The 23386-nt window shown below is 62.5% G+C and carries 22 protein-coding genes; 11 read left to right on the top strand and 11 right to left on the bottom strand.

Translation table 11 applies throughout. The features are described from left to right. Window position 1: 1 nt before the first annotated feature. Genes EG244_RS11075 through EG244_RS11050 form a run of 6 tightly spaced genes read right to left on the bottom strand, consistent with a single transcriptional unit; the run spans window position 2 to window position 5135 of the window. Window positions 2-646 (bottom strand): transglycosylase SLT domain-containing protein, encoded by a 645-nt coding sequence (locus tag EG244_RS11075; RefSeq protein WP_124965057.1) that lies wholly within the window; start codon window positions 644-646, stop codon window positions 2-4. Beyond that, the gene (locus EG244_RS11070; RefSeq protein WP_124965056.1) at window positions 643-2754 is read right to left on the bottom strand and encodes a hypothetical protein; all 2112 of its coding nucleotides are present in this window, start codon (window positions 2752-2754) and stop codon (window positions 643-645) included. The genes EG244_RS11075 and EG244_RS11070 overlap by 4 nt, the downstream gene beginning before the upstream one ends. Before the next feature lies 1 nt (window position 2755). Then, on the bottom strand, window positions 2756-3628 hold the full coding sequence (gene motA, locus EG244_RS11065) for a flagellar motor stator protein MotA (RefSeq protein ID WP_124965055.1): 873 nt from the start codon (window positions 3626-3628) through the stop codon (window positions 2756-2758). Between the two features lie 54 nt (window positions 3629-3682). After that, window positions 3683-4273 (bottom strand): MotE family protein, encoded by a 591-nt coding sequence (locus EG244_RS11060; RefSeq protein ID WP_124965054.1) that lies wholly within the window; start codon window positions 4271-4273, stop codon window positions 3683-3685. Further along, window positions 4273-4656, bottom strand: a complete 384-nt coding sequence (locus EG244_RS11055; RefSeq protein ID WP_124965053.1) for a hypothetical protein — start codon at window positions 4654-4656, stop codon at window positions 4273-4275. The genes EG244_RS11060 and EG244_RS11055 overlap by 1 nt, the downstream gene beginning before the upstream one ends. 11 nt (window positions 4657-4667) lie before the next feature. Continuing rightward, window positions 4668-5135 (bottom strand): flagellar basal body-associated FliL family protein, encoded by a 468-nt coding sequence (locus EG244_RS11050; RefSeq protein ID WP_124965052.1) that lies wholly within the window; start codon window positions 5133-5135, stop codon window positions 4668-4670. Window positions 5136-5242: 107 nt separating this feature from the next. Here EG244_RS11050 and fliF point away from each other — a divergent pair, with 107 nt between their 5' ends. The 7 genes from fliF (at window position 5243) to EG244_RS11015 (ending at window position 11271) form a co-directional block, all read left to right on the top strand. Further along, a complete protein-coding gene (fliF, locus tag EG244_RS11045) occupies window positions 5243-6799 on the top strand; it encodes a flagellar basal-body MS-ring/collar protein FliF (protein WP_124965051.1) in 1557 nt (518 codons plus the stop codon). Next, window positions 6796-7383 carry a FliH/SctL family protein gene (locus EG244_RS11040; RefSeq protein ID WP_124965050.1) on the top strand — a complete coding sequence of 196 codons (588 nt, stop codon included), beginning with the start codon at window positions 6796-6798 and terminating at the stop codon, window positions 7381-7383. Before fliF ends, EG244_RS11040 begins: the two co-directional genes overlap by 4 nt. After that, a complete protein-coding gene (locus EG244_RS11035) occupies window positions 7376-7651 on the top strand; it encodes a FliM/FliN family flagellar motor switch protein (protein ID WP_124965049.1) in 276 nt (91 codons plus the stop codon). Before EG244_RS11040 ends, EG244_RS11035 begins: the two co-directional genes overlap by 8 nt. Further along, window positions 7651-8364 (top strand): flagellar type III secretion system pore protein FliP, encoded by a 714-nt coding sequence (gene fliP / locus EG244_RS11030; RefSeq protein ID WP_124965101.1) that lies wholly within the window; start codon window positions 7651-7653, stop codon window positions 8362-8364. Before EG244_RS11035 ends, fliP begins: the two co-directional genes overlap by 1 nt. A gap of 150 nt (window positions 8365-8514) precedes the next feature. Then, entirely contained in the window at window positions 8515-10146 is a 1632-nt protein-coding gene (locus tag EG244_RS11025; protein ID WP_124965048.1) for an MFS transporter, read from the top strand. Between the two features lie 106 nt (window positions 10147-10252). Next, complete coding sequence (locus EG244_RS11020) at window positions 10253-10921, top strand: acyl-homoserine-lactone synthase (RefSeq protein ID WP_124965047.1); 669 nt, start codon at window positions 10253-10255, stop codon at window positions 10919-10921. A gap of 89 nt (window positions 10922-11010) precedes the next feature. Then, window positions 11011-11271, top strand: coding sequence for a hypothetical protein (locus tag EG244_RS11015; protein ID WP_124965046.1), 261 nt, complete (start codon window positions 11011-11013; stop codon window positions 11269-11271). 145 nt (window positions 11272-11416) lie between these two features. Here EG244_RS11015 and EG244_RS11010 read toward each other — a convergent pair whose 3' ends face one another. The 3 genes from EG244_RS11010 to EG244_RS11000 form a co-directional block, all read right to left on the bottom strand. Then, the gene (locus tag EG244_RS11010) at window positions 11417-12118 is read right to left on the bottom strand and encodes a helix-turn-helix transcriptional regulator (RefSeq protein WP_124965045.1); all 702 of its coding nucleotides are present in this window, start codon (window positions 12116-12118) and stop codon (window positions 11417-11419) included. 283 nt (window positions 12119-12401) lie between these two features. Continuing rightward, complete coding sequence (locus EG244_RS11005; RefSeq protein ID WP_124965044.1) at window positions 12402-12944, bottom strand: biotin transporter BioY; 543 nt, start codon at window positions 12942-12944, stop codon at window positions 12402-12404. Window positions 12945-13031: 87 nt separating this feature from the next. Next, the gene (locus EG244_RS11000; protein ID WP_124965043.1) at window positions 13032-13685 is read right to left on the bottom strand and encodes a GntR family transcriptional regulator; all 654 of its coding nucleotides are present in this window, start codon (window positions 13683-13685) and stop codon (window positions 13032-13034) included. Between the two features lie 132 nt (window positions 13686-13817). Here EG244_RS11000 and EG244_RS10995 point away from each other — a divergent pair, with 132 nt between their 5' ends. The 3 genes from EG244_RS10995 (at window position 13818) to EG244_RS10985 (ending at window position 17569) form a co-directional block, all read left to right on the top strand. Beyond that, window positions 13818-15002, top strand: coding sequence for an efflux RND transporter periplasmic adaptor subunit (locus EG244_RS10995; RefSeq protein WP_124965042.1), 1185 nt, complete (start codon window positions 13818-13820; stop codon window positions 15000-15002). 8 nt (window positions 15003-15010) lie between these two features. Further along, entirely contained in the window at window positions 15011-16951 is a 1941-nt protein-coding gene (locus tag EG244_RS10990) for a MacB family efflux pump subunit (protein ID WP_124965041.1), read from the top strand. Between the two features lie 285 nt (window positions 16952-17236). Then, window positions 17237-17569: a hypothetical protein gene (locus EG244_RS10985; RefSeq protein WP_124965040.1), complete on the top strand. Its 333-nt coding sequence runs from the start codon at window positions 17237-17239 to the stop codon at window positions 17567-17569. Window positions 17570-17644: 75 nt separating this feature from the next. Here EG244_RS10985 and EG244_RS10980 read toward each other — a convergent pair whose 3' ends face one another. Next, the gene (locus EG244_RS10980) at window positions 17645-18313 is read right to left on the bottom strand and encodes a sugar transferase (RefSeq protein WP_267900271.1); all 669 of its coding nucleotides are present in this window, start codon (window positions 18311-18313) and stop codon (window positions 17645-17647) included. A 248-nt stretch (window positions 18314-18561) separates the two neighbouring features. Beyond that, a complete protein-coding gene (locus tag EG244_RS10975; RefSeq protein ID WP_124965038.1) occupies window positions 18562-21999 on the bottom strand; it encodes an indolepyruvate ferredoxin oxidoreductase family protein in 3438 nt (1145 codons plus the stop codon). Between the two features lie 153 nt (window positions 22000-22152). Between EG244_RS10975 and EG244_RS10970 the strand changes: the two genes are divergently transcribed. Continuing rightward, window positions 22153-23046: a LysR family transcriptional regulator gene (locus EG244_RS10970; protein WP_124965100.1), complete on the top strand. Its 894-nt coding sequence runs from the start codon at window positions 22153-22155 to the stop codon at window positions 23044-23046. The last annotated feature ends 340 nt before the right edge of the window (window positions 23047-23386 follow it).

Here is a 23386-nt window from a genome sequence, read left to right as displayed (position 1 = left end):
ATCAGCCTCCGAAAAAACGTGGACGGGGACCGGGAAGCAGCGCGCGGGCGCCTGGACTTACCCGCAAAAGTGATCCCACCGACAGCGCGGTGCCGCCCCGTAAAAGGGGCGTGCCAGGGCCGCGCTGCAGGTTCCCGGCGGTCTGTTCAGGCAGCTCAGCATTCAATCGGGCGAGATAACGCCTGGCAAGTTCGGGGGTATGTGAGTGATATCGGCCGGCGGCCACCTGCCAGTCCCGGCTTTCGGCGTAAAGCTTTGAGAGAAATGCAGCGGCATATCGTGCGTTTACAAGCGGGTCGAGCATCTGAGCCGCAGAGCTAAAATGGTGGCCGTGCCAGTGAAAGTTGATCTGGAAGCAGCCGATGTCGATATTTCTCACCCCCCCTTTCAGGGCGTTTACGAGGTGGGTTTCCGCCTCACGGCGCGTGGTTAGCCAACGACCCTGGCCAGCCTCATTGAGGGTCCACGGCCAGGGTTCATTCACACCGCCGCGGCGCTGGCCGGTCTCGACGCGGGTGATTGCCAGCAATACGCTCAGTGGTACGCCACTTTCCTTTGCCGCAATGCGGGCCGCGTCATCGCAAAGCGAAGGTGCCGCGGAAGTTAAGGCGGGCAGGAGTATGAGCAGAGTAATCAAGCGGATCATGGCTGCTTTGTCCTGGCTGCCAGAAGCTCTGAAATCGCCTGTCGGCTGCCGGATGACGCCTCAAGACTGACGCGGGCAGTGGCAAGTGGACCCTCCGTTTCTTCCGGGGGCGAAGCTGTTGAGAGCTCCTGCAGGACGTCGCGAAGGGGGCGGGGCAGCCAGGGCGCTGTTGCCCCTCGGTCTCCGGCGATAAACGCGGCCCGTGCTGCCCGGTCCGGCTCTCCGGCCTCTGTCCATGCACGGGCGGCGGCGGCTGCATCGGCGAGGAGTTCAAGCGCCGTGGCGCGCAGTTTTGCCGCTTCAGTGCCCTCCTGACCCGCAAGACGCCGCAGGGCTGCTCTGCCGTCCCGCCGCGCAAGATCCGCGAGCGCGAGAGCCTGTTCCCGCCCCTCTGATGCAACCGGTTCAAGCCAGTGTTGTGCTGCGCTGGCAAAGCCGAGTTCCGCAAGCCTTGTCCCGATTTTGAGCTGAATGCCCGGCGGCAACGTGGCAGTGGATGCGCTGTCAGCGCGTAATGCGGTCTCTGCCAGTGCGGAGTCGCTGCCGCGCTCCGCAAGGAGACGCCAGAGATCAGCCCTGAGTGGATTTGAAGCTGGCGAAATATCCGCAAACGCCTGCAGATGGGCCCCGCTGAGCAGGCGCGCTTTGGCAAGCGCTGCGGCGAGCGGACGGCTGTCGGGACCGGTGGAATGGTCGCGCGCCATAGCTTCGAGCGCTGCAACCAGGTCGGCGTCCGGGGTCCGCCCCTTTTTTAACTCCAGTTCTGCGAGTTCTGCCAGTGCGGCCGCGGCGCTGCCCGCATCGGTGCGAATGACGTTCTTAAAAACAGCTTCCGCCCGCCCGGGGGAGGTTAATGCCGTGTTCAGCCTGCCATCTGAGAGAGCAATTGCACCGCTTTGAGGGCCGGCTGCGCGGGCCGCAGCGTTGTGCAGTGAGTGAGCGGCGTCATGTCTGCCCGAGCTCAGGAAACGGGTGGCGAGGCCAGGGCCAAGTGTCTGGCGCAGCGGAGCAGGAAGGGCGCTGAAGGCGCGAAGGAGTGCGGCCTCATTCAGGTCGGGAGGGAGTGCGCCTTCTGGATCGGACAGCACGGCCCAGAGTGCTGCGGGGCCATCACAGGCGGCCATGTCCTTAAAAGAGCCCCCGTCGGGTTCGGAATCGACGATATGACTTAGGGAAAGCCAGAGGCTGCGTTCAGTCAGGGCCTGACTTGCAGGATCTGCCGTGTCTGCGAGGGCAAGGATCGCCCGCGCTTCGGCGCCAAGCCCGAGGGCGAGGTGGAGCCGGACCGCGGCTGCCAGCCCTTCGGAGTCTGTCACATCCCTTTCTGCGGTCAAGTGAGACCGACTTTCGGCCAGCGCCGCTGCCGGGTCCGAGCCAGGCCACCAGCTGCTGATATGAAGACGGTCTTCTGTGATACAAAGGACTTCAGTGGCGGGTGGATCGCCGGCACCTGCGGGAGGTCGGTTGTGAAATGTTATCTGTCCGGGTTGCGGGGTTGTTGTCTGGTCAGGAGTTGGCGGGTCGAAGGGCAGCACTTCCGGGGCCGGTCCCGGAATGCGACCGACCGGGCGAAGCGCGCCCGCGGCAATGCCGCGTGACAGGTCCTCCATCAGACTTTTTGACAACGCTTCGGCATGTTGGGTTACCGGGCGAAAGGGGACCTTCTGCGGCGGCCCGGCGCGGGGCGTTTCTTTGGGCAGCCGCAAAGGAGGCAGCAGTGGCGTAAGTATCTGTTCGAACGGTGAATCAGCAGGGGGCGGCCCAATTCGAATATCGACGATGAGCAGGCCAGGCCGATCTTCGGTAAGGCGGGCATGGCAAAGGCAGCCCAGCCGCAACTGCAGTTCGCCCACATCTGCCAGCCAATTGATCGAAGCCAGGCGGTTTCTGCCGATACGGCTGTAAACCCGGCTCAGATCCACGGCCTCAGGGGCGGGGGTGATGCGAAGGCCATAACCCTCGCCGGTGCGACCAAGTTCCCAACGGTTTTGCGGGGGCAGATCAAGCACAATGCGCGTGAAACCAGGATGATCACCGCTTAACGCCGTGACAGCCTGCGCCCCGGCAGACCAGGCGGGCAGAAACAGCAGTAGGACCAGGATAAACATATTATGCAGCCTCCTGCTGGCGCAGCCCGCGCAGCGCGCCTTCAAGGTCAGTGAAGGCCGGGCGCAGATGATGCGGAGCATTCTGCCGACCTACCTCGATACAGATAGTCGCGGGGTGCCTGTGCAGATTGGCGATCAGTACCTCACGGATCAGACCGTAGAAGTGTTGATCTTCTTCGACGACGGATTTTACCCGTGTCGCGAATGGGCCGACGATGCCATAGGCCAGGAACACTCCGAGGAAAGTGCCAACCAGTGCGCCGCCGATCATTTTTCCAAGAACCTCAGGAGGTTGGTCGATAGATCCCATCGTTTTGATAACACCAAGCACAGCCGCCACGATTCCAAGGGCGGGCAGACCGTCTGCCATAGTCTGCAGAGCATGAGCCGGATGCAGGGCGTGATGGCGTAAAGCCTCCATCCGCTTGTCGAGCACCTCTTCGACCTGATGGGGATCGTCATAATTCATTGCGGCTGCCCGCAGAGTGTCGGCAATCAGACTTACCGCTTCATGGTCATTGCGGATCTTCAGATACCGGCCAAAAATGGCTGAAGTCTCAGGGTTTTCGATATGCTCTTCCAGGGCGACCGGGTTATCGCGTGCAAGGCGGACCAGTTCAAACAGCAGGCAGAGCAGATCGCGGTAATCAGCGGCCTTCCAGATCGGACCCTTAAAGACCTTTTTGACATCGCTGAGGGTGTGTTTGATGGCGGGTCCTGCATTTCCGACAAGAAACGCGCCGATCGCCGCGCCGCCAATCATCATCATCTCAAAAGGTAGCGAGTAGAGAATGATGGACATCTTTCCGCCAGCGGCCAGATAGCCGCCGAACACCATGACAAAGACGCAGGCAATACCGATAATTCCCGTCATGGGACCTCCCTGGCGACAGACGCCTCAGTTTGCGCGAATGGGGTTAATGTTCCCCTAGCGTGTCGGAACACGGGCGTTGCGTCCGGCAAGAATTGCAGAGATGGCATAGGCAGACTGCGCCTCCATTCCGCTGAGGATTGCGGCTGCGGCTTCAGGACGAAGGCGGCCCAGAAATCCCGCGGCGAATTGCGGGTCCATGGTGGCAAAGAGCGCGGCCGCCTCTTTGGGCTTCATGGCTTCGTAAACCGAGGTCAGCCGCGTCAGATCACCCTCGGCAGCCCCGTCCGCGCGGGCCAGGGTCTCTGCGAGGGCTGCTTCAGCGGCCTCAAGCTCAGTCAGGCGTTTTCGAATCAGATCTTCTGCCATTGAAAGAGCGGCAATCCGCTCTTCGGCTGCAAACTCTCGGGTGGTCAGCAGCTCTTCGCGCTCACGGAAGGCGGCGAGGACTTCCGGTGTCGTCTTCGTGCAGGTGTCGGCAGTCAACGAAGGCTGCGGCGTGACCTCTGCCACGGTGCCGGAGGCGGGAGCCGTCAGGGCCTGGGCTGCGGACCAGCTCATGCCCAGCCGGATCACGCCGGATGCGATCATCAATCCAATGAGAAACATCAGGATTCCCCGCGCAGGGGCAGGGTGCTTTACGGACATCAGGCCACTCCTGGCGCAGGCCGGATGCGGTAGCGGCGTATCCTTGCGGGGGCGACGCCGCGGGGGGGCTCGGGGGGCGAATCACGGCGGTTCGCAGGCGCTGGCAGGTCGTGAAGAGAGGACATCAGCAATTCAAGCCGGGCGGTCGCAGCACCTGCGCGGCGGGTCAGGTCTTCGAGATCGCCGGTCGGGCCCTCTGCTGCTTTGCGGGCTTTGGCGAGCGCGCGGGTCAGATCATCCACCTGGCCGCTCAGGATGGCGATGGCAGAGCCCATGTCGCCCTCAAGGCCGGTAAAGCGGACCAGCCGCCGCTGTAAAACAAAGCAGTAAAGTGCCGCGCCAAAGGCCCCGGCCGCCAGAAAAACGTCAGAAATCAGCTGCATGGGTTATCCTTTCAGTTCAGAACAAATTCGGTGATCAGCAGGTCACGCACCTGACCCTCCCCCGCGATAAGGGCGATTCGTCGCAAAAGATGCGCGCGCAGGCGGATCATTGAGGATTGTGCTTCCAACTCCCCGAGGGTGAGCGCGCTGAGATAGCTGTTCATCATGTCGAGGATCCGCGGCCGCAGGTTTTCCACTGCAGCCCTGGCGCCGGGTTCTACCTCAAGGTGTGCCGTCAGACGCAGATGGCGGCTTCGGCTGCCGGGGTTGAGCGCGACAATCAGCGGATCAAGCTCAATATAGCTGACCGCCGCCGGGCTGCCCGCAGCCTGACCGCCACCGAAGGGAATCATCCCCGACCAGGTGAGCCAGAATCCCGCCGCCAGCGCCGGAAGAGACAGCGCAAGTCCAAGCATGACCGGCATTTTTCCGCTTTTGGGCTGTGCCGCTTTCACGGTGGTGTCAGGGGTGTCGCTCATCGCTGTGGCTCCTTTTCGTTCCACAGCTATAGCGCCGTCGCCACTAACCGATTGTTAAGCGCGATGGGTCATTGATGAGAGATCACAGGGACCAATCGGAGAAGCCGATGCAAAAGGGGCTAGCAATCTGGACGGATCTTGGCGCGCGTCGTCAGGCGCTGTCGATCCTTGCCGTGGCGGCTCTGCTCGCGACGCTTTTCGCGCTGGCGCGACTGGCCATGACACCGGCGATGACCCTGCTTTATGCGGGGCTGGAGCCCGCCGCGGCAGGGGAGGTGATCCGCGCGCTTGAACAGCGCGGGGTCAGCTATGAAGTGCGCGGCGAATCGATCTGGGTCGATGAGCGGACGCGCGATGAGCTGCGGCTGTCACTGGCCGGGGACGGGTTGCCCGCAACGGGCGGCGGCGGCTATGAGTTGCTGGATCATTTGTCGGGCTTTGGCACCACGGCGCAGATGTTCGATGCCGCCTGGCTGCGCGCCAAAGAGGGGGAATTGGCCCGCACCATTGCTGCCAGTCCGCAGATCCGCTCTGCGCGGGTGCATCTGGCTATCCCGGCGACGCGGCCGTTTCGGCGTGACCTGCAGCCCTCAGCCTCTGTGACGGTGACGACGGTGGCGGGCGGGCTTGCGCCGCCCCATGCCCAGGCGCTGCGGCATCTTGTGGCCTCAGCCGTGGCTGGGCTTGAACCGGCCCAGGTTGCAGTGATCGATTCGGCAGGTGGGCTGATAGAGCAGGCCGGCACGGGCCCCCTGCGGGCAGAAACCCGTGCCGAAGAAATCCGCCGTTCGGTTGAGCGCCTTCTGGCCGCGCGCGTGGGCCAGGGGCGCGCCCTCGTGGAAGTCGCGATTGAGCTTCTGACGGATCAGGAATCGGTAAAAGAACGCCGGATTGAGCCTGACAGTCGCGTTGCCATCTCTACCGACAGCGAATCGCGCAACTCTCAGGCCAGCGGGGCAGCGCCGGGGGTCACCGTGGCGTCAAACCTGCCCGAGGGGGACGCGCAGTCGTCAGATGGCCCCCGCAGTCAGGAAGCCCAGTCCCGTGAGCGGGTAAACTACGAAGTTTCAGAGACCGCGCGTGAAGTGGTGCGTGGCCCGGGCGGTGTGCGCCGCCAGACCGTGGCTGTGCTGGTCGACGGGCTGCGCGCAGCCGACGGCACCTGGTCTGCGCGCAGCGGGGAGGAACTCGCTGATCTGCGCGATCTGGTGGCTTCTGCGGTGGGCTATGATGAGGCGAGAGGCGATGTCATTACATTGAAATCTCTGGAGTTTGAGCCTCTTCCGGCAGGGGAGCCAGGTGTGTTGCCGGGCCTGCTTGGGTCGCTTGATCTGATGACACTGATCCAGATGGCGATCATTGCTGTCGTGGCGCTCGCACTCGGGCTTTTTGTCATTCGCCCCCTCCTGAAGACACCCCGATCCGGGGCTGAGGCGCTGGCACTTCCGGCGACCATGCCTCCGGCGCTGACCGGAGAATTGGATGAAGATGATACTCTGTCGGGCGCGGGGAGTGCGCTGCTGCGCGTGGGCCATGATCCGGGCACCTCTCACGCCGCCCCGGCTGATCCTGTGGATCGCCTGCGCCTGCTGATCGCCGAACGCCAGGCCGAATCGGTTGAGATCCTCCGCAGCTGGATGGATGAGAAGGAGGAAACTCATTGAATTTCCCCCTGAAGCTCGAAGAATTTCAGCTTTCTGGCGGGCTGTCAGATATGTCCGGCCAGGCCGCAGCTCTTGAAGACAGCCACCGCGAAGGTTTCGAGAACGGCTATCAGGCAGGCTGGGACGACGCCGAGGCTGCCCGCAGCCAGACAGAATCGGCACGGCGCGATGACATTATTGCGGCTCTGAAAGCGCTTAATCTGACCTTCACGGCAGCAAGGGCAGAAGTGCTTCAGGCGCTGTCGCCCCTGCTCAATGAGCTGGTCTCCCGCTGCCTGCCGCAGGTCGCGCGCGGCGGTCTTCCCGGTCTGGTCACAGAGGCCCTGACCCCCTGGATTGAGGCCGGGGTCACAGAGGGGATCATCCTTCTTTGCAATCCTGATGATATGGCCCTGCTGCGGGATCTGAGCGCTGCGGTTGAAGGCCTTTTGCTGCACGAAGATCCCGCTACTCCGCCCGGAGAGGTCTGGCTGCGCTCAGCTGCAGGCGAACTGCGCATCGATACCTCGGCGGCGCTGACAGAAGTCACTCGCAGCATTGAAGAATTTTTTACACTGGCTGAGCAGGAGCGCCGCCATGGATGACCCAAGGATGACCCCGCAAAACCCCTTCGCAAGTCTGCCGATCGAGATCACGGTCTGCGTCGGAAAAGCCCGGGCGCGGGTGAAAGACCTGCTGCGCCTCGGGCCGGATGCTGTGCTGGTGCTGGATCGTCGGGTCGAGGATCCGGTTGAGCTTTACGTCGGCGGGCGGCTGATCGCGCGGGGTGAGCTGCAGGAACAGCCTGGGGAGCCGCCGGGCACGCTTGCGGTGCGTCTGACGGAAGTGACGGGCGGGCAGGAGGGGCTGTGATCCGGCTTGCACTTCTGATCGCGCTTCTCGCGACACCCGCCGCTGCGCAGGATCTGACCCTCTCTCTCGGAGAGGGCGGTGCCGCGAGCGGGCGGATTTTGCATCTGCTGGTGCTGGTGACGCTGCTCAGTCTTGTGCCGGGCATTGCGGTGATGGTGACCTGTTTTCCCTTTATCGTCACGGTGCTGTCGATTTTGCGCCAGGCGCTGGGGTTGCAGGCGTCACCGCCGAATATGCTCATTGTAACTCTTGCGCTTTTTCTCAGCTGGTATGTCATGGATCCGGTGCTGACCGCCGCTTGGGAGGCGGGCGGCGCGCCCTTTGCTGCGGGGCGAATGCCGCTTGAGGAAGCCTTCCCCAGGGCCATTACGCCTTTTCGGCACTTCATGGCGGCGCGCCTGAGTCCGGAGACCTTTGCCGCGCTCGAGGCGCTTCGCCCGGGCCTGACCCCGATCGCTGATCCCGCTGAGGCAGATCTGTCGCTGCTCATTCCCTCATTTCTTCTCAGCGAGATCACGCGCGCCTTTCAGATCGGATTTATCTTATTTTTGCCCTTTCTCATCATTGACCTGGTGGTGGCCGCGATTCTGATGTCGATGGGGATGATGATGGTGCCGCCCGCCATTGTCGCCCTGCCGTTCAAGCTGGCCTTCTTTGTGGTGGCGGACGGCTGGACGCTCGTGGCTTCGGCCCTGGTGCGAAGCTATGGTTGAGCCGGTTTTCGGCGGTTGACGCTGTTGCGGCGCAGGGCCAGTGTCAGATCAGCCCGGGCCTGGCGTGTCGCCAGGCGGTTCGGGTGTTGAGAGAGCCCGCGTTCCCGTAACTTCATCCCGGCGCGTTTGGCGCCAGAGCCGCGTCGAGATATGACCAAGCCAGACCGTTCCGCCTTCTCCCCGCTCAGTTACCCGGCCTATCGGATCATTTGGATATCGACGCTCTTTGCCAATCTTGGCTCGCTGATCCAGAATGTGGGGGCGGGCTGGATGATGACCAGTCTGACCGCGTCGCATGATATGATTGCGCTGGTGCAGGCCTCGACCACGCTGCCGATCATGCTGCTGGCGATCCCGGCGGGGGCCATGGCGGATAACTATGACCGGCGTAAAGTGATGCTTGTTTCGCAAAGCTTTATGGCGCTGGTGTCGGCGGCGCTGGCGGCAGCTGCCTGGGCCGGAGTGCTGACGCCCTGGTCGCTTTTGTGCTTCACGTTTCTGCTGGGGCTTGGCACGGCTTTGCATCTGCCGTCCTGGCAGGCCTCGGTCAGAGATCTGGTGCCCCGCGAGGAGCTGGCCTCAGCGGTGACGCTGAATGCTATGAGTTTCAATATGATGCGCTCGCTCGGCCCGGCGATCGGCGGCCTGGTGGTGGCCTGGTCCGGGCCTTCGGCGGCTTTTGCGATCAATGCGGTCAGCTATCTGGCGCTGATCTGGGCGCTCTGGGTCTGGAAAAGGCCGGTGGAGGAGAAAAACCTTCCCGGTGAGCGGCTTGGATCGGCTATCGCGGTGGGGCTGCGCTATGTGCTGCTCTCGCCGAACCTGATCCGGATTATGACGCGGGGGTTTATCTTCGGCATTGCGGCTGTGGTGCTGCTGGCGCTGCTGCCGGCGGTGACGCGCGATCTTTTAAGCGCTTCGGCCGAGGTCTACGGGATCCTGCTTGGCGCTTTTGGGGTGGGCGCGATCTTCGGGGCGCTGGCTTCGCCAAAACTGCGGCAGCACTATCAGATTGAGACGATCATTGCCGGCTCTTTCGTGGCTTTTGCCCTGGGGGTGACGCTGCTTGGGCTGTCGCATTCGGTGGCGACGGCAATCCCGGGGCTGATGATCGCGGGTCTGGCCTGGGTGATGGCCCTCTCGCTGTTCAATGTTTCGGCACAGCTTGCCACGCCGCGGTGGGTCGTGGGGCGGGTGATTGCGATTTATCAGACCGCCACATTCGGCGGCATGGCTTTTGGCAGCTGGCTCTGGGGCGCGGTTTCAGAGGTCTGGGGGCCGGTGGTGGCGCTGCTTCTGGCCGCGCTTTTCATGCTGGGTGGCGCGCTTTGGGGGCGATTCTTTCCGATGCCGGAGTTCTCGGAAGTCGATCTTGATCCGGCCAACAGCTTCCACGCTCCGGCACTTCGGCTGAACCTGAAGGCGCGCTCGGGGCCGATTATGGTCATGCTGGACTGGGAAATCCCCGCTGAGAGGACCGAAGAATTTTTAAAAGAGATGTCTGAGCGCCGCCGTGTGCGGCTGCGGGACGGGGCGCGGCAATGGTCCCTCATGCGTGATCTGGAGAACCCTGACATCTGGGTGGAGGCCTATCACGTTCCGACATGGGACGAATATATCCGCCATAATCAACGCCGTACCCGCAACGACGCGGTGAACTTTGAGCGCCTTCTGGCGCTGCACAAAGGCCCCGGCCGCCCCGTTGTGCACCGTATGATTGAGCGCCGCGCCGTCACCTCGCACGACGATCTGCCGATTATTGAGCGGCCCAAGACGCTTTGACGGCGGCGGCACCGGGTCCCGGCTCGCCCTCTACGGGATTTCCCGCATAGGCAGGTCGGAACGACAGATCTATCCTGGCTTCATAACAGGGGTCAGGGAGCTCAACATGATCATCGTCGTAGACGCACTTAATCGCCACCGGTTCAGCGATCTGCTGGATGAAATGTTTCTGCTGCGCGGCCGGGTTTTCGGTGGCCGTCTGGGCTGGGAAGTCGATGTGAAAAACGGTCGCGAAATCGACCAGTTTGACCATCTTGACCCGGTTTATGTCATCGGGCTGGACGACGAAGGCCATGTGGTTTCCTGTGTGCGCGCTCTGCAGACCACGGGTCCGCATATGCTCTCGGACGTCTTTCAGGTTCTTCTGGATGGTGAGCCGCCGCTGCGCTCCTCGCAGATCTGGGAATCGACCCGTTTCTGCGTCGATACCGAGCGTCTGACCCGCGACGGCACCATGAAGGGCGTCTCGCAGGCCACCTGTGAGCTGATGATCGGTTCGCTGGAATACTGCCGTGATGCCGGTGTGACCGACATCATCACCGTGATCGACCCGGTGATGAACCGTGTGCTCAAACGGTCGGACAACGCGCCTTACGACTATCTCGGCTCGACCCATCCGATGGGCAAAGTATCTGCGATGGCGGCGCTGCTGGACTGCAGCGATGAGCGGATCGACCGCGTGCGGGCCTTCTCTGGCATCCATAATGACGTGATGGCACCGGAAGATGAGGTTGTCGCTCTGCGGGCCCGACTGCGCGAACCGGTCGCCGCCTGAGCCCTGTCAACAGCCACAGTCCGGATGGTCCGGAACCCGTGGATAAACCCGCTCCGCTGTGCAGGCGGCGCGAAGGAAGGAAAGCTGAAATGGCACTGATCTCACTGATCGGCGCAAGCGTCTTCGGAATGTTCTGCGCCCTGATCGCCTGGGCTTTCGGGGCCGGCTTTTCCCTTATCGCGCTGAGTTATACCAGCGGCGCGTGGCTGTTGTTCATGATTGTCCTCATGCGGATGCTGGGCGACCGTAACCCCTGCGGTGACCGTCTGGCCTATGAAATTGAGGCCGATCTGCTGGCTCTGCAGGAGGCGACCTCTACCGTCGGTCGCCGCCTCGAACGCAGCGCCTGACCCTGTTCTGAGCAGGCGGCAGGGTGCCAACAGCGCTCTGCAAGGCATCCGACAGGTCTCCCCGGGCCTGGTGTTCCCCAACACGGGTGCGCGCATGTTCCCGTCCGTCCGTCCCGATGCTCCCCGGGACGGACGGACGGTTCTTTCAGATCGGATAAATCAGCCCGAAGGCAATCGCGCGGGCAACGGCATGGGGCGTGGTCAGCGAATAAAGCTTGTCGCGCGCCGAGCGCAGATGCACCTCAACCGTGCGGTGCGAAATTCCCAGAATATCCCCCACATCCTGCTGCGATTTTCCGGCGGCGATCCATTGCAGGATCTCGCGCTCCCGGGTCGACAGGTTCGGGGTGCGCAACAGCCGCGACAGCTTGTCCGAGCGCATCACCGCATCATGGACATGCACCGCGACCGACTGCAGTTCTCCGATGATCTTGCGCGTTAAAAGCTGCCATTCCGCAGGTGAGCAGTCGCGCGTCACGCTGAGCAGGCCGGTGTCGCCATAGGGGCCACGGACCGGGATGGTCAGCCCCTGATCGCTGATCCCGAAATCACGGGCATTGGCGAAAACTTTGGAAAAATCATCATTGCGATCAAAGCGCTTCCAGTCGACCGGCGCTATAGAGCGGCGCGCGAGATGCACGGCCGGATCGATCGTCACAAAGCCGGAACTGGCGTAATGCGCTTTCCAGGCGTCGGGATAGGTCACATAGCCATGCACGCTGTTGGAGACCGGATTCATGCCCGCATAGGCCAGGTGATCCAGTTCCAGTTTTTCGCGCAGCTGCAACAGGAAGGCATCGATCTGCCCTGGCACATCCGGATCATGGCCGAGGTCTATCAGCTCCATATCCGGCCGCTCCACATGGCAAAGCTCCGGTCTGAAAGAGCCGTCAGGGGCAGGTGCGATGGGCTGGGGCCGGTGTGCATCGGCAGGTCCTGCAGTGATGGCGGAGCGATCCGGCCATGGGGTCAGTGGTCGACTTAGGGGTAAGCGGGAAACTCATCAGTGTGATGGAGGTGCGCCTGGGCGCGGGCTCCGTCAATCGCAATACTGCACGGGCGCAAAATTATTAACAAGAGTGAAGCGGATCCCCCTCCGTCACGGCGACGAAGGGGTACGACGCTCAATTTTAACGTGTAAATCGGCCTGATATTGCCGGGAAAAGTGCGCAAAGTGCGATTTTCACGCTGTCACCCACAAGGAAGGGCAGCAGGCCCACTGCAAGCAGGCGGTCCGCCGCAACGAATTGCGACAGCCAGGCCAGCCCCGCCGCATAAAGCGCAAAGCTTGCGCCGATCAGAGCCAGGGTTCGGACCAGCGCGCCACGCCCCCGGCCAAGGCCCGCGATCGCTGCCATCAGCGGCATGCCCATCAGGAAGCCCGCAGTCGGACTCATGAAGGCCGCAGGTCCCGCCATCGCTCCGGCAAAGACCGGCATTCCCGCAAGGCCCGCCAGCAGATAGCCCGCCGTAATGGCCGCGCCACGCCGCGCGCCAAGCGTCAGGCCAAGGCCCATGACGGTCAGGGTCTGCAGCGTCATCGGAACAGGCCAGAACGGCACCTGCACCCGCGCCGAAAGCGCCAGCAGCAAAATGGCCGCGAAGGCGATTGAAAGTTCACGCGCCAGCGGCAGGCGGCGCAGCGGGTGGGCAGCAGGGGAATGGATCGACATGGGGTCCTCCGAAAACAGTCACAACAGCGCCTGATCTTGCTGCCCCGGCGCGTCGCTGAAAGGATCTCCTGTCAAATTATAGATAATTCAGAGCGGGTTCCGCGGGTTGAAGCCGCTGCCCTGGAGGCGCAGTCGCGGGTGGGTCCATTGCACATGCCGCGCCAGAATAGAGCAGGCGCTTGCACTATCCCCGGCGCGCAGGGCGGCCAGGATGGCGCGGTGATCGCGGTCCGACGGGCTTTGCCACTCGCGACTTTTGCCCGCGAAGAGAAAGCGGGCCGAGGCGAGGTGCAGATCATCGATGCTGCGCAGCAGCCGATCCATCCCGCAGGGCTCCAGAAGAGAGCGGTGAAAGCGCCGGTTTGCATCTTCCCAGGCGTAAATATCGTCTGCGTTTTCAGCCTCTTGATTGGCATCTGCCGCGCGCTGCAGAACCGCGCCGGTGATCTGTGGCGCGGCATGGCGCAGGGCGAGCGGTTCAAGCACGGCGCGCATTTCCGCGACTTCACGCAGGGCCCCGCCGGGGACCTCGGCCACCCTTGTGCCCCGGCGGGGCAATCTTTGGGCGAGGCCCCTGGCCTCAAGCTCTCGAAAGGCCTCCCGCACGGGGACGTGGCTTGCCTGAAATTCTGCCGCGATATGATCCTGGCGCAGGGGGCTTCCGGCGGCCAGCTCTCCGCTGATAATCCGCTCAGAGAGGCGGGCGAAGATCACTTCCGAGAGGGTCATTTCTTTCTTCATAAATTATAGATAATCCTGCCGGCGACGGTCTGTCGAGCCTGTCCACAACCCGCTTTGCCGGATCACAAGGTTTTTCGACGGAAAGCCGGGGCTGATCCGTATAGAGCGGTAAGAACTTAAGGAGTGGTCTTTATGCGCAGGTGGATCTGGGTGCTGCTGGTGCTGGCACTGGCGGGGGGCGCGGCCTGGTGGGTCTGGGGCGCGGATGCGGCCTCCAAAACGGCTGAGCGTCCGCAGACCGTGACGGTGCAGCGGGGCACTCTGCGGCAGTCGGTGCTTGCCGCGGGCGTCATCGAATCTGCCAGCCTCGTCTCGGTCGGGGCGCAGGTCGGCGGCCAGGTGCAGTCGCTGCCGGTGAAGCTGGGCGATGTGCTGCAGGCCGGAGACCTCGTCGCGCAGCTGGATCCCGAAGAGCAGCAGACCGCCCTGTTGCGCGCTGAGGCCGCTCTGGCGCAGATCGATGCGCAGATCATCTCGCAGGAGGCCACGATTGTTGAGGCGCGCCAGTCCCTTGATCGCAGACGCCAGCTTACCGAAAAGCGGCTGACCACCACCCAGGATCTGGAGGCCGCTGAGACGCAGCTGAAGGTGGCAGAGGCCAATCTGAAGGCGCTCGAAGCCTCTCATGCGCAGGCGGAGCTTTCGGTGCAATCCTCGCGCATCGCGCTGGAGCGCACGCGAATCACCGCGCCCTCAGACGGCACGGTCGTCGCGGTGACGGTGCGGGAAGGGCAGACCCTGAACGCCAATCAGTCCAGCCCAACGGTGATCAAACTGGCGCGTCTGGACACGATGGTGGTTAAGGCCGAGATCTCTGAGGCCGATGTGATTAACGTCAAACCCGGTCTTCCGGCGACTTTCACCCTGCCGGGCGCGCCCGAGATGCGCTTTCGCGCAACGCTTCGCGCGGTCGAGCCCGCCCCGGCCTCCATCGCCACCTCGGATGATATCGACACCTCAAAAGCCATTTACTTCAACGCATTGCTGGATGTTCCCAACCCCGATGGCGTGCTGCGCATTGGGATGACGGCGGAGGTGTCGATCCTGCTCGATTCGGCAGAAAACGTGCTGACGGTGCCCACAGCGGCGCTTTCAAGCAATGCCGGCGGCCAGCGCGTGGTTAAGGTTCTCAGCCCCGGCGCGGCTGTGCCGGCTGAGCGCGTGGTTGAGGTGGGTCTGACCACGGCCACCCAGGCGGCGATCCTGTCAGGCCTTTCTGAGGGCGAAGAAGTCGTCAGCGCAGGCCGTCCGACCCGTGCAGGTGCGGGTGGCGGCGCCGGTTCGCGTGGTCCGCGCGGCCCGATCAGCATGTTCTGAGGCCCGCGATGTCCAAACCCCTGATCGAACTGCGCAGCCTCTCCCGCCGCTTTCCTGCGGGCGATGAAGACATCACCGTTCTGCATGACGTCAATCTGAGCATTGAGCGGGGCGATATGGTGGCCATTATCGGCACCTCAGGCTCTGGTAAATCGACGCTGATGAATATCATCGGCTGTCTCGACCGACCGAGCGAGGGGCAGTATCTTTATGATGGGCGTGATGTCGGTCAGATGGATATTGAGGATCGCGCACGCCTTCGCAGGGCGCATTTCGGATTTATTTTTCAGCGGTATCAATTGCTTCCGGATCTGGATGCGCTTGGAAATGTTGAAATACCGGCCGTCTACGCCGGACATCCGGCGGCTGAGCGCCGCAGTCGCGCCAGGGCTTTGCTGGATCGCCTCGGTCTGAGTGACCGGATGGATCACCGCCCCAATGCGCTTTCCGGCGGTCAGCAGCAGCGGGTCTCCGTGGCGCGGGCGCTGATCAACGGCGGTGAGGTAATTCTGGCGGATGAGCCGACGGGCGCGCTCGACAGTCGCTCCGGGCGGGAGCTTCTGACGCTTCTCGATGAGTTGAACGCGCAGGGCCATACGATCATTCTCGTGACCCATGACCCCGATGTGGCGGCACGGGCCGGGCGGGTGATTGAGGTGCGCGACGGGCGTATCATCGGCGATCGCCGCAACCGTCCCCTGCCGCCGCCCTCTGCACCCGAGGTCACGCCGCCGGAGAAAACCGGCCCTGCCGTCAGTCTTGGCCGGTTTCGTGAGGCTTTTGTCATGGCGCTGCGGGCGCTGAATGCCCATCGTCTGCGCAGTTTTCTGACCATGCTGGGGATCATCATCGGGATTGCCTCGGTGGTCTCGGTGGTGGCGCTTGGCACGGGCAGCCGTGAAAAAGTGTTGGAAAACATCGCCTCGCTGGGCACGAACACCATCACGGTGCGGCCCGGGACGGGGTTCGGAGATCGCCGCTCTTCTGCCGTGCGTACACTTGTTGCGGGTGATGCGGATGCGCTGGCGCTGGAGGATTTCACCGTTTCGGTCTCGCCGACGCTGAGTTCGAGCGGGCTGCTGCGCCGGGGCAGTCATTCGACCACGGCGTCGATTTCGGGCGTCGGGGTGGATTATTTCGACGCCGAGGGCCTGAAGCTGCGTCAGGGGCGGCCTTTGAACGCCACGGATGTCCGAACGGCGGCCCAGGTGGTCCTGCTGAATGATGACGCGGTGAATACCTTTTTCCCCGACGGCGGCCGCGTGCTGGGTGAGACGGTGATGCTGGACCGGATGCCCGCTGTGGTGATCGGCGTCATCGATTCCTCAAGCGCGCGCGGGCCCTCGGGGACACGGTTCTACGTGCCCTATACGGCTGTGACCAAACGGATTAACGGCCAGAAGCACCTGCAGGAGATCCTGGTGCGCTTTCGCGATGACATGACCGTCACCGAAGCTGAGGCGAAAATCGACGAGCTTTTGATCCGGCGTCATGGCCGGAAAGATTTTTTCATGACCAATTCGGTGGCGATACGGGAAAGCATCGATGCCACCACCCGCACGATGACGCTGCTGATTTCGTCGATTGCGCTGATCTCGCTGGTGGTGGGGGGCATCGGGGTGATGAATATCATGCTGGCCTCGGTGACCGAGCGAACCCGCGAGATCGGGGTGCGCATGGCGGTGGGGGCACGGCGCTCTGATATTATTGCGCAATTCCTGACCGAGGCGGTCGTGGTCTGTCTTCTGGGCGGCGCGATTGGTGTTTCGCTGGCGCTGGCCGGGGGGCTGGCGATGGATCAGTTTCAGGACCAGATCCGGCTGACCTTCTCGCCGGTGACCATCTTCTTTGCGTTTTTGTCGTCGACGGTTGTGGGAATCACCTTTGGCTATCTGCCCGCGCGCTCAGCCTCGCGGCTGGATCCGGTGGTTGCTCTGGCGCGTGAGTAAGGCGGATTTACCGGGCGGATGGCAGCAGGATTCTGAAATCATGATTTTAAACCATAGGTTTAAAACTCAATAAAATAAGAGCTTTGTCAGCCTGTCCGCAGATGGCCAACACGCCGCTGGGCCGTTTCTGCTGTTGCAGGGGCCAGTTGAAATGTTAACAAGCTCTCAACGGATTGCGGAATTTGCCTGATTTTAACCACATTTATACACTCCAATCGACTAAAGATTGATGGAGTAAGCGCCGCCTCGGCCCCAGGGGTGTGTGAGAGATAAAGGAGGACTGTCATGGGAGCCCTGATTATTGTCATTGGCGGAGTGGTCGGTTTCTTCATTGCTGCCGTCAGCTATTTCTCGGGCGTGAGCCTGCTGTGGTCGCTGGTCATCTATGCGGCTGCCGGAAATGCGATTGCCGGATGGCTGCTGATGCGGTTCCACCGCGACAGTGAGCGCGACCGGGCATATATGCGCCGCGAGATTGACGCTGAAATGGAAGCTCTGAGTGAGTTGCGCGCGGCAGAGGCCTCCGGTGGCAGCACCGCAGAACGCTCGCCGATCCTGTTCCGCGCTCTGCGCCTGCAGGAACAACTGAACAACCGCTACGACAACCGCGGCGCCTGACAGCGACCACGGAGGATTAAGAAAAACGCCGCTCCTGACGGGGCGGCGTTTTTCATTACAATGGTCTGCAGATTTTCAGGTGGCCGGGGGCGCAGGCGGCTGCGGCGGCTGAGAGCGCAGCGCTGAGGTGACGGCATTCAGAGCCACTTTCACATCCATCGCAAAGGTCACCCGCGTCGCATAGGCAATGGCGACCGCTTTGCGATCCTTGCCCGAAAGATGGGCATAGGCCGGCAGTTCCGAGGGGCAGAAAATCCCAGGGGCCACACGGCGCAGCGTGGCATTGCGCTCGATCTGACGGTCAACGCGGACCGGCTCCGGCAGCGGGCCGATCAGGGACATCTCGCCCATCAGCACGTTCCAGACCTGCGGCAGGGCATTCAGCCGGGTGCGGATCAGGAATTCACCCACCACGGTCAGGCGCGGATCGCGCCCCTGAGCATCCAGCGCAGCAGAGCCCTGCACCGGAGGCATCTCCAGCGCACGCATATCGACACAGCGAAAGCGCAGCTGCCGGAAAATGGCACCGTCACGGCCTTTACGGCTGACGCGCAGCAAGACCGGGCCATTTCCGGCCGCAAGAATGCAGACCGAAATGCCAAAAATCGCCGGGGCAATGACCGGCAGAGCGGTCACCACCATAAGAATATCAAGAGGCCGCTTGAAGAAGCGGGCATAGACAGACTGTCTTCCCCCCCTCGCTTGTCGCGCGGTTTCGCCGGGGGCTGACGGGCGTAAATTCATTGTACCTTTGATCATCACGCTACCAGCAAAAACGCCAGGAATTGAAAATTGTATAGTTCGGAAACAGTTCCCTACCTATAGGAAAATTTTTGAATTTATAACATATTCGGCAGCTTTATTTCCGAATTAACCAGAACTTGTGGAATTTATGTAATAGTTACCCCTCCAATCTATTCCGATTGGAGGGGCAAGATATGCTTTCGTATAGGGCCTGAAGACCGGGATTCCCGATCTTCCTCTTTGGCGAATCAGCGGGCGGCCATTGCTATCCGGGTCCGCGGCTGTGGTGTATCGCCTTTGCGAAGCTGCGCCAGCAACTGCTCGCGCCGCACAGCGGCCCGGTGGGCAGCGGCTTCCTTGACCGGACCAAACCCGCGGATGCTGAGCGGAAGTTCAGCCAGCTCGCGCGCCAGCGCCAGGCGATCGGGGGTCAGGCCCTGCAGCACCTCCGTCATATCGCGCTCATATTGGGTGATCAGATTTCGCTCCATCCGCCGCTCGGCGGTGTAGCCAAAGAGATCAAAGGCCCCGCCGCGCAGGCCTCTCAGCCCGGCAAGCAGCCGGAAGACCGGCAGAATCCAGGGGCCGAACGCGCGCTTCTTTGGCCGCCCCAGGCTGTCTTTGCCACCCATCAGGATCGGAGGAGCCAGATGGAACGAGGGTCTCAGGTCACCGTCAAACCCCTCGCGCACCTTTGCCATGGTGGCAAGATGGAGGCGCGCCACCTCATATTCATCCTTATAGGCCAGGAGTTTATGATAGCCCTTCGCGATGGAGAGGCGCAGATCCGGATCGTCTGTACGGGCCAGGAGGGCGCGGTATTTCTGCGCAAGACCCTCGTCCTGATAGGCCGTCAGATGCGCGGCCCGAAACTCAATCGGATCGCTTTGCGTCGGGGTGGCCGGCGCTGCGGGGGCAAGGGCGGCCCTTGCGTCCTGCGGGAAGGCGATGGCCCAGCGGCCCAGATCAAAGGCTTTGAGGTTGGCTTCAACCCCTGCGCCGTTCAGCTCAATAGCGCGGCGGATCGCGGCGAGAGAGACCGGAACAAGCCCCTGCTGCCAGGCGGCGCCGAACATCATCATGTTTGAGTAAATCGAATCGCCTAAGATCACCCGCGCAATCTCAGAGGCATCAAAGAAGGCCAGCCTTGCGCCCAGACGTGCCTCCAGGGCGATGCGCAGCTGATCGGCGGGCAGTCGGAAATCGGGCAGGCGGGTGAAGTCGCCGGTCACGATCTCATGGCTGTTCACCACCGCGCCGGAACGCCCTGTGGTCATCAACCCAAGGGTTTTCGCCCCGGCCGTCACCACCAGGTCGCCGCCGATCACGGCATCGGCCTCTCCGGTTGCAACGCGCACGGCGGTGATGTCTTCGGCGCGGTTGGCGATGCGGCAATGGATGTGAACCGCGCCGCCTTTCTGTGCCAGGCCCGCCATTTCCATCATGCCCGTGCCCCGGCCATCGATATGCGCCGCCATTGAAAGCACCGCCCCGATGGTCACCACGCCGGTGCCACCAACCCCGGTGATCACGATATTCCAGGTGCCCTTGATGGCAGGCAGCTGCGGCTCGGGCAGGGGGGGAAGCTCAAAGCTGCGCGCGGCGGTCTTTTTCACCTTCGCGCCCTGAAGCGTCACGAAGGAGGGGCAAAAGCCGTTCACGCAGCTGAAGTCTTTGTTGCAGGAGGATTGATCCACCGCCCGCTTGCGCCCGAGTTCCGTCTCAACCGGCACCAGCGAGACGCAGTTGGACTGCACACCGCAGTCGCCACAGCCCTCGCAGACATCGGTATTGATGAAAACGCGCTTATCGGGGTCCGGAAACTCGCCGCGTTTGCGGCGGCGGCGTTTCTCGGCGGCGCAGGTCTGGACATAGAGAATGGCGGAAGTGCCAGGCTCCTGCGCCATGCGGCGCTGCACATCCATCAGCTTATCGCGGGTCGCAAATTCCAGACCCGGCGGAAAGGTCGTCAGATCCACTGCTTCTTTCGGATCATAAACCACCACAATGGGGCTGACGCCGATGGCCTGGATTTCCCGCGCGATCTGCTGCGCCGTGAGATCGCCCTCATTCGGCTGACCGCCGGTCATGGCGACCGCGTCATTGAAGAGGATTTTATAGGTCATCCGCGTGCGGGCCGCGACCGCTGCCCGGATGGCCAGCACGCCCGAATGGTTAAAGGTGCCATCGCCGAGGTTCTGGAACACATGCTCCCGGGTGGAGAAGAGCGATTCCCCCATCCAGTTCGCGCCCTCACCGCCCATCTGGGTAAAGCCTAAGGTCTCGCGGTCCATCCATTGTGACATGTAATGGCAGCCGATCCCGGCATAGGCGCGCGAGCCTTCGGGCACTTTGGTCGAGGAGTTATGCGGACAGCCCGAGCAGAACCAGGGCGTGCGCGCCGCGATATCAATGGCATTATCGGCGCGGCGCGTCTCGCCCAGGCGTTTGCGCGCGGCAAGGATCTGATCGGTGCCGCAGCCCTCTTCCTCGAGGATCTCGCCAAGCGCCTCGGCGATCAGGATGGGATCAAGCGCGAAAGCGGCGGTAAAGAGCTCACGCCGCGCGCCGTCACGGGCGAAATCCGCACGGGTGCCGCCATAGATGCGGCAGTGGTTTTCCTCATCGAAAAGCGCTTCTTTGATCTGCACTTCCAGCAGCTTGCGCTTTTCTTCCACCACCACGATCAGATCGAGACCCGCGGCCCATTCGCGAAAGCTCACCATATCCAGCGGCCAGACCTGGCCCACTTTATAGGTGGTGATCCCCAGCCGTCCGGCCTCCTGCTCATCAATCCCCAGCAGCGACAGGGCATGGCTGAGGTCGAGCCAGTTCTTGCCCGCCGCGACAAAGCCGATCTTCGCGCCGGTTTGGCCAAAGACCCGCTTATCAATGCGGTTTGCGCGCGCAAAAGCCTCGGCCGCGTGACGCTTGTAGCGGATCATCCGGGCTTCCTGAGCCACCGGGGTGTCCTGCAGGCGGATGCTCAGCCCGCCCTCGGGCAGCGGCACCTCAGGGGTGACGATCTGCATCCGATCCGCGCGGCCATCGACGACGGCCGTCGCCTCAATGGTGTCTTTCATGGTCTTCAGCCCGACCCAGACCCCGGCAAAGCGGCTGAGCGCCCAGCCGTAAAGCCCGTAGTCGAGGATCTCCTGGACACCCGCGGGGCTGACGATCGGCATATAGGCATCGACCAGCGCCCAGTCGGACTGATGCAGCACCGTTGAGCTTTCGCCGGTGTGATCATCCCCCATGGCCATCAGCACGCCGCCATTGGGCGAGGTGCCCGCCATATTGGCGTGGCGCATGACATCGCCCGAGCGGTCAACGCCCGGCCCCTTGCCATACCAAAGCGCAAAGACGCCGTCGTAACGCCCCTCGCCGCGCAGTTCAGCCTGCTGGCTGCCCCAGATCGCGGTGGCGGCCAGATCTTCGTTGGTGCCGGGCTGGAATTTGATATCGCGCGGCGCGAGGATCTTTTCGGCCCGCGTCATCTGCTGATCCACCGCGCCCAAAGGTGAGCCGCGATAGCCGGTGCAATAGCCGGCGGTCTTCAGGCCCGCCGCTTCATCGCGGGCCTTTTGCATGAGCATCAGTCGCACAAGCGCCTGGGTTCCGTTCAATAATACGGTGGACTTGCTGAGATCGAAACGATCCTTCAGCGAAACATCCTGCTGGCTCATAGGTCTCCTCCCCAGATCGCGTGCAGTGGAGAGAGCGTAGGTCAATTATCCTGACCTACAAAGAGGAATTTCAGTTGATTCATTTGCAAACCCTCGTGATGCTGCCTATCTGAGGCCGATCAAGAAATAGTTATGACAGGGCAGCCCCACACCATGGATTGGGATAAGTTACGGATCTTCCACGCGGTTGCCGATGCCGGAAGCCTGACCCACGCCGGGGATACGCTGCATCTGTCGCAATCGGCCGTCAGCCGTCAGATCCGTGCGCTTGAGGAAGCTCTCGCGACGACGCTGTTTCACCGCCACGCGCGCGGATTGATCCTGACCGAACAGGGGGAGCTTCTGTTTGAGGCGACCTCCTCGATGGTGAAGCGGCTGGAGACGGCCTCGGCCCGCATTCGCGACAGCGAAGATGAGGTTTTCGGCGAGCTGCGGGTGACGACGACCATGGGCTTTGGCACCATGTGGCTCGCGCCGCGTCTGTCTTCGCTCTATCGCAAATACCCCGATGTCCGCATCGATCTGCTGCTCGAAGAGCGCGTGCTCGATCTGCCGATGCGGGAGGCCGATGTCGCCATCCGCATGAAAGAGCCCAGCCAGGCCGATCTGATCCGCCGCCGCCTGATGAACATCCGCATCATGCTGTTCGCGACGAAGGAATATCTGGCCGAATATGGCGTGCCGCAAAAGCCCGAAGATCTGCGCAATCACCGCCTGATCTGTCAGCAGGACGGTGCGCCCCAGGTGGCAGCAGGTGCGCGGCTGGCGCGCGACATGCTGGTCTTTGAGCCGCGCTCAACCCTGAAGGTGAATAACTACTTCGGTGTGTTGCAGGGCGTGCAGAATCATCTGGGGATCGGCGTGCTGCCGGAATATCTCAACGCCGATTTTGGCACGCTGGAGCGGGTTTTGCCGGGGGTGGAATCCGACGAAGTTCCGGTCTTTCTGGCCTATCCGGAAGAGCTTCGTCACTCGCGGCGTGTGGCCGCGTTCCGCGACTTTATCACCGAAGAAATCCAGGAGCACCGTCGCATCAGCCGTGACTGACTGCGAGATATGCGCCAGGTGCATATCTGCTTTGCCAATCGAAGTCACCCCCGGGGCTTGAATGCCACGGGGTCCGGGCATAAATCCTGCCCAAGAGATGATGCTTTTGTATCTCTCTTACCTCCCTGTTGGACTTCGGCCGAGCTTATGCTCGGCCTTTTTTTTGGCCTGACCGGCCCCTGCCGTAAAATTGCGCAGGCGAGGGGCGGGATGCCGCCGTAAGTGGCGGCTCGGAAATGGCCCTGCACTCTGCGCTTCAGGCTCTCTTTATCCTGCAGGCAGGCCGGGATGAGCTGCGCGCGCCGGATGGCATAAGACGGCCCGGCGGTGCGATCCCTGG

Source organism: Falsigemmobacter faecalis (assembly GCF_003863335.1).
In the GTDB taxonomy this organism is placed as follows: Bacteria; Pseudomonadota; Alphaproteobacteria; order Rhodobacterales; family Rhodobacteraceae; genus Wagnerdoeblera; species Wagnerdoeblera faecalis.
This window is presented reverse-complemented; position numbering and strand designations above follow the sequence as displayed.

What these genes read in the sequence shown, in the direction of transcription:
- EG244_RS10970 (WP_124965100.1), top strand. Translation starts at nt 22,153, where the DNA reads ATGGATTGGGATAAGTTACGGATCTTCCACGCGGTTGCCGATGCCGGA.
- EG244_RS11060 (WP_124965054.1), bottom strand. Translation starts at nt 4,273, where the DNA reads ATGTCCGTAAAGCACCCTGCCCCTGCGCGGGGAATCCTGATGTTTCTC.
- EG244_RS11035 (WP_124965049.1), top strand. Translation starts at nt 7,376, where the DNA reads ATGGATGACCCAAGGATGACCCCGCAAAACCCCTTCGCAAGTCTGCCG.
- EG244_RS11005 (WP_124965044.1), bottom strand. Translation starts at nt 12,944, where the DNA reads ATGTCGATCCATTCCCCTGCTGCCCACCCGCTGCGCCGCCTGCCGCTG.
- EG244_RS10985 (WP_124965040.1), top strand. Translation starts at nt 17,237, where the DNA reads ATGGGAGCCCTGATTATTGTCATTGGCGGAGTGGTCGGTTTCTTCATT.
- EG244_RS11070 (WP_124965056.1), bottom strand. Translation starts at nt 2,754, where the DNA reads ATGTTTATCCTGGTCCTACTGCTGTTTCTGCCCGCCTGGTCTGCCGGG.
- EG244_RS11075 (WP_124965057.1), bottom strand. Translation starts at nt 646, where the DNA reads ATGATCCGCTTGATTACTCTGCTCATACTCCTGCCCGCCTTAACTTCC.
- EG244_RS11055 (WP_124965053.1), bottom strand. Translation starts at nt 4,656, where the DNA reads ATGCAGCTGATTTCTGACGTTTTTCTGGCGGCCGGGGCCTTTGGCGCG.
- EG244_RS11020 (WP_124965047.1), top strand. Translation starts at nt 10,253, where the DNA reads ATGATCATCGTCGTAGACGCACTTAATCGCCACCGGTTCAGCGATCTG.
- EG244_RS10995 (WP_124965042.1), top strand. Translation starts at nt 13,818, where the DNA reads ATGCGCAGGTGGATCTGGGTGCTGCTGGTGCTGGCACTGGCGGGGGGC.
- EG244_RS10990 (WP_124965041.1), top strand. Translation starts at nt 15,011, where the DNA reads ATGTCCAAACCCCTGATCGAACTGCGCAGCCTCTCCCGCCGCTTTCCT.
- EG244_RS11010 (WP_124965045.1), bottom strand. Translation starts at nt 12,118, where the DNA reads ATGGAGCTGATAGACCTCGGCCATGATCCGGATGTGCCAGGGCAGATC.
- EG244_RS11025 (WP_124965048.1), top strand. Translation starts at nt 8,515, where the DNA reads ATGACCAAGCCAGACCGTTCCGCCTTCTCCCCGCTCAGTTACCCGGCC.
- motA (WP_124965055.1), bottom strand. Translation starts at nt 3,628, where the DNA reads ATGACGGGAATTATCGGTATTGCCTGCGTCTTTGTCATGGTGTTCGGC.
- fliF (WP_124965051.1), top strand. Translation starts at nt 5,243, where the DNA reads ATGCAAAAGGGGCTAGCAATCTGGACGGATCTTGGCGCGCGTCGTCAG.
- EG244_RS10980 (WP_267900271.1), bottom strand. Translation starts at nt 18,313, where the DNA reads ATGAATTTACGCCCGTCAGCCCCCGGCGAAACCGCGCGACAAGCGAGG.
- EG244_RS11000 (WP_124965043.1), bottom strand. Translation starts at nt 13,685, where the DNA reads ATGAAGAAAGAAATGACCCTCTCGGAAGTGATCTTCGCCCGCCTCTCT.
- EG244_RS11015 (WP_124965046.1), top strand. Translation starts at nt 11,011, where the DNA reads ATGGCACTGATCTCACTGATCGGCGCAAGCGTCTTCGGAATGTTCTGC.
- EG244_RS11050 (WP_124965052.1), bottom strand. Translation starts at nt 5,135, where the DNA reads ATGAGCGACACCCCTGACACCACCGTGAAAGCGGCACAGCCCAAAAGC.
- EG244_RS10975 (WP_124965038.1), bottom strand. Translation starts at nt 21,999, where the DNA reads ATGAGCCAGCAGGATGTTTCGCTGAAGGATCGTTTCGATCTCAGCAAG.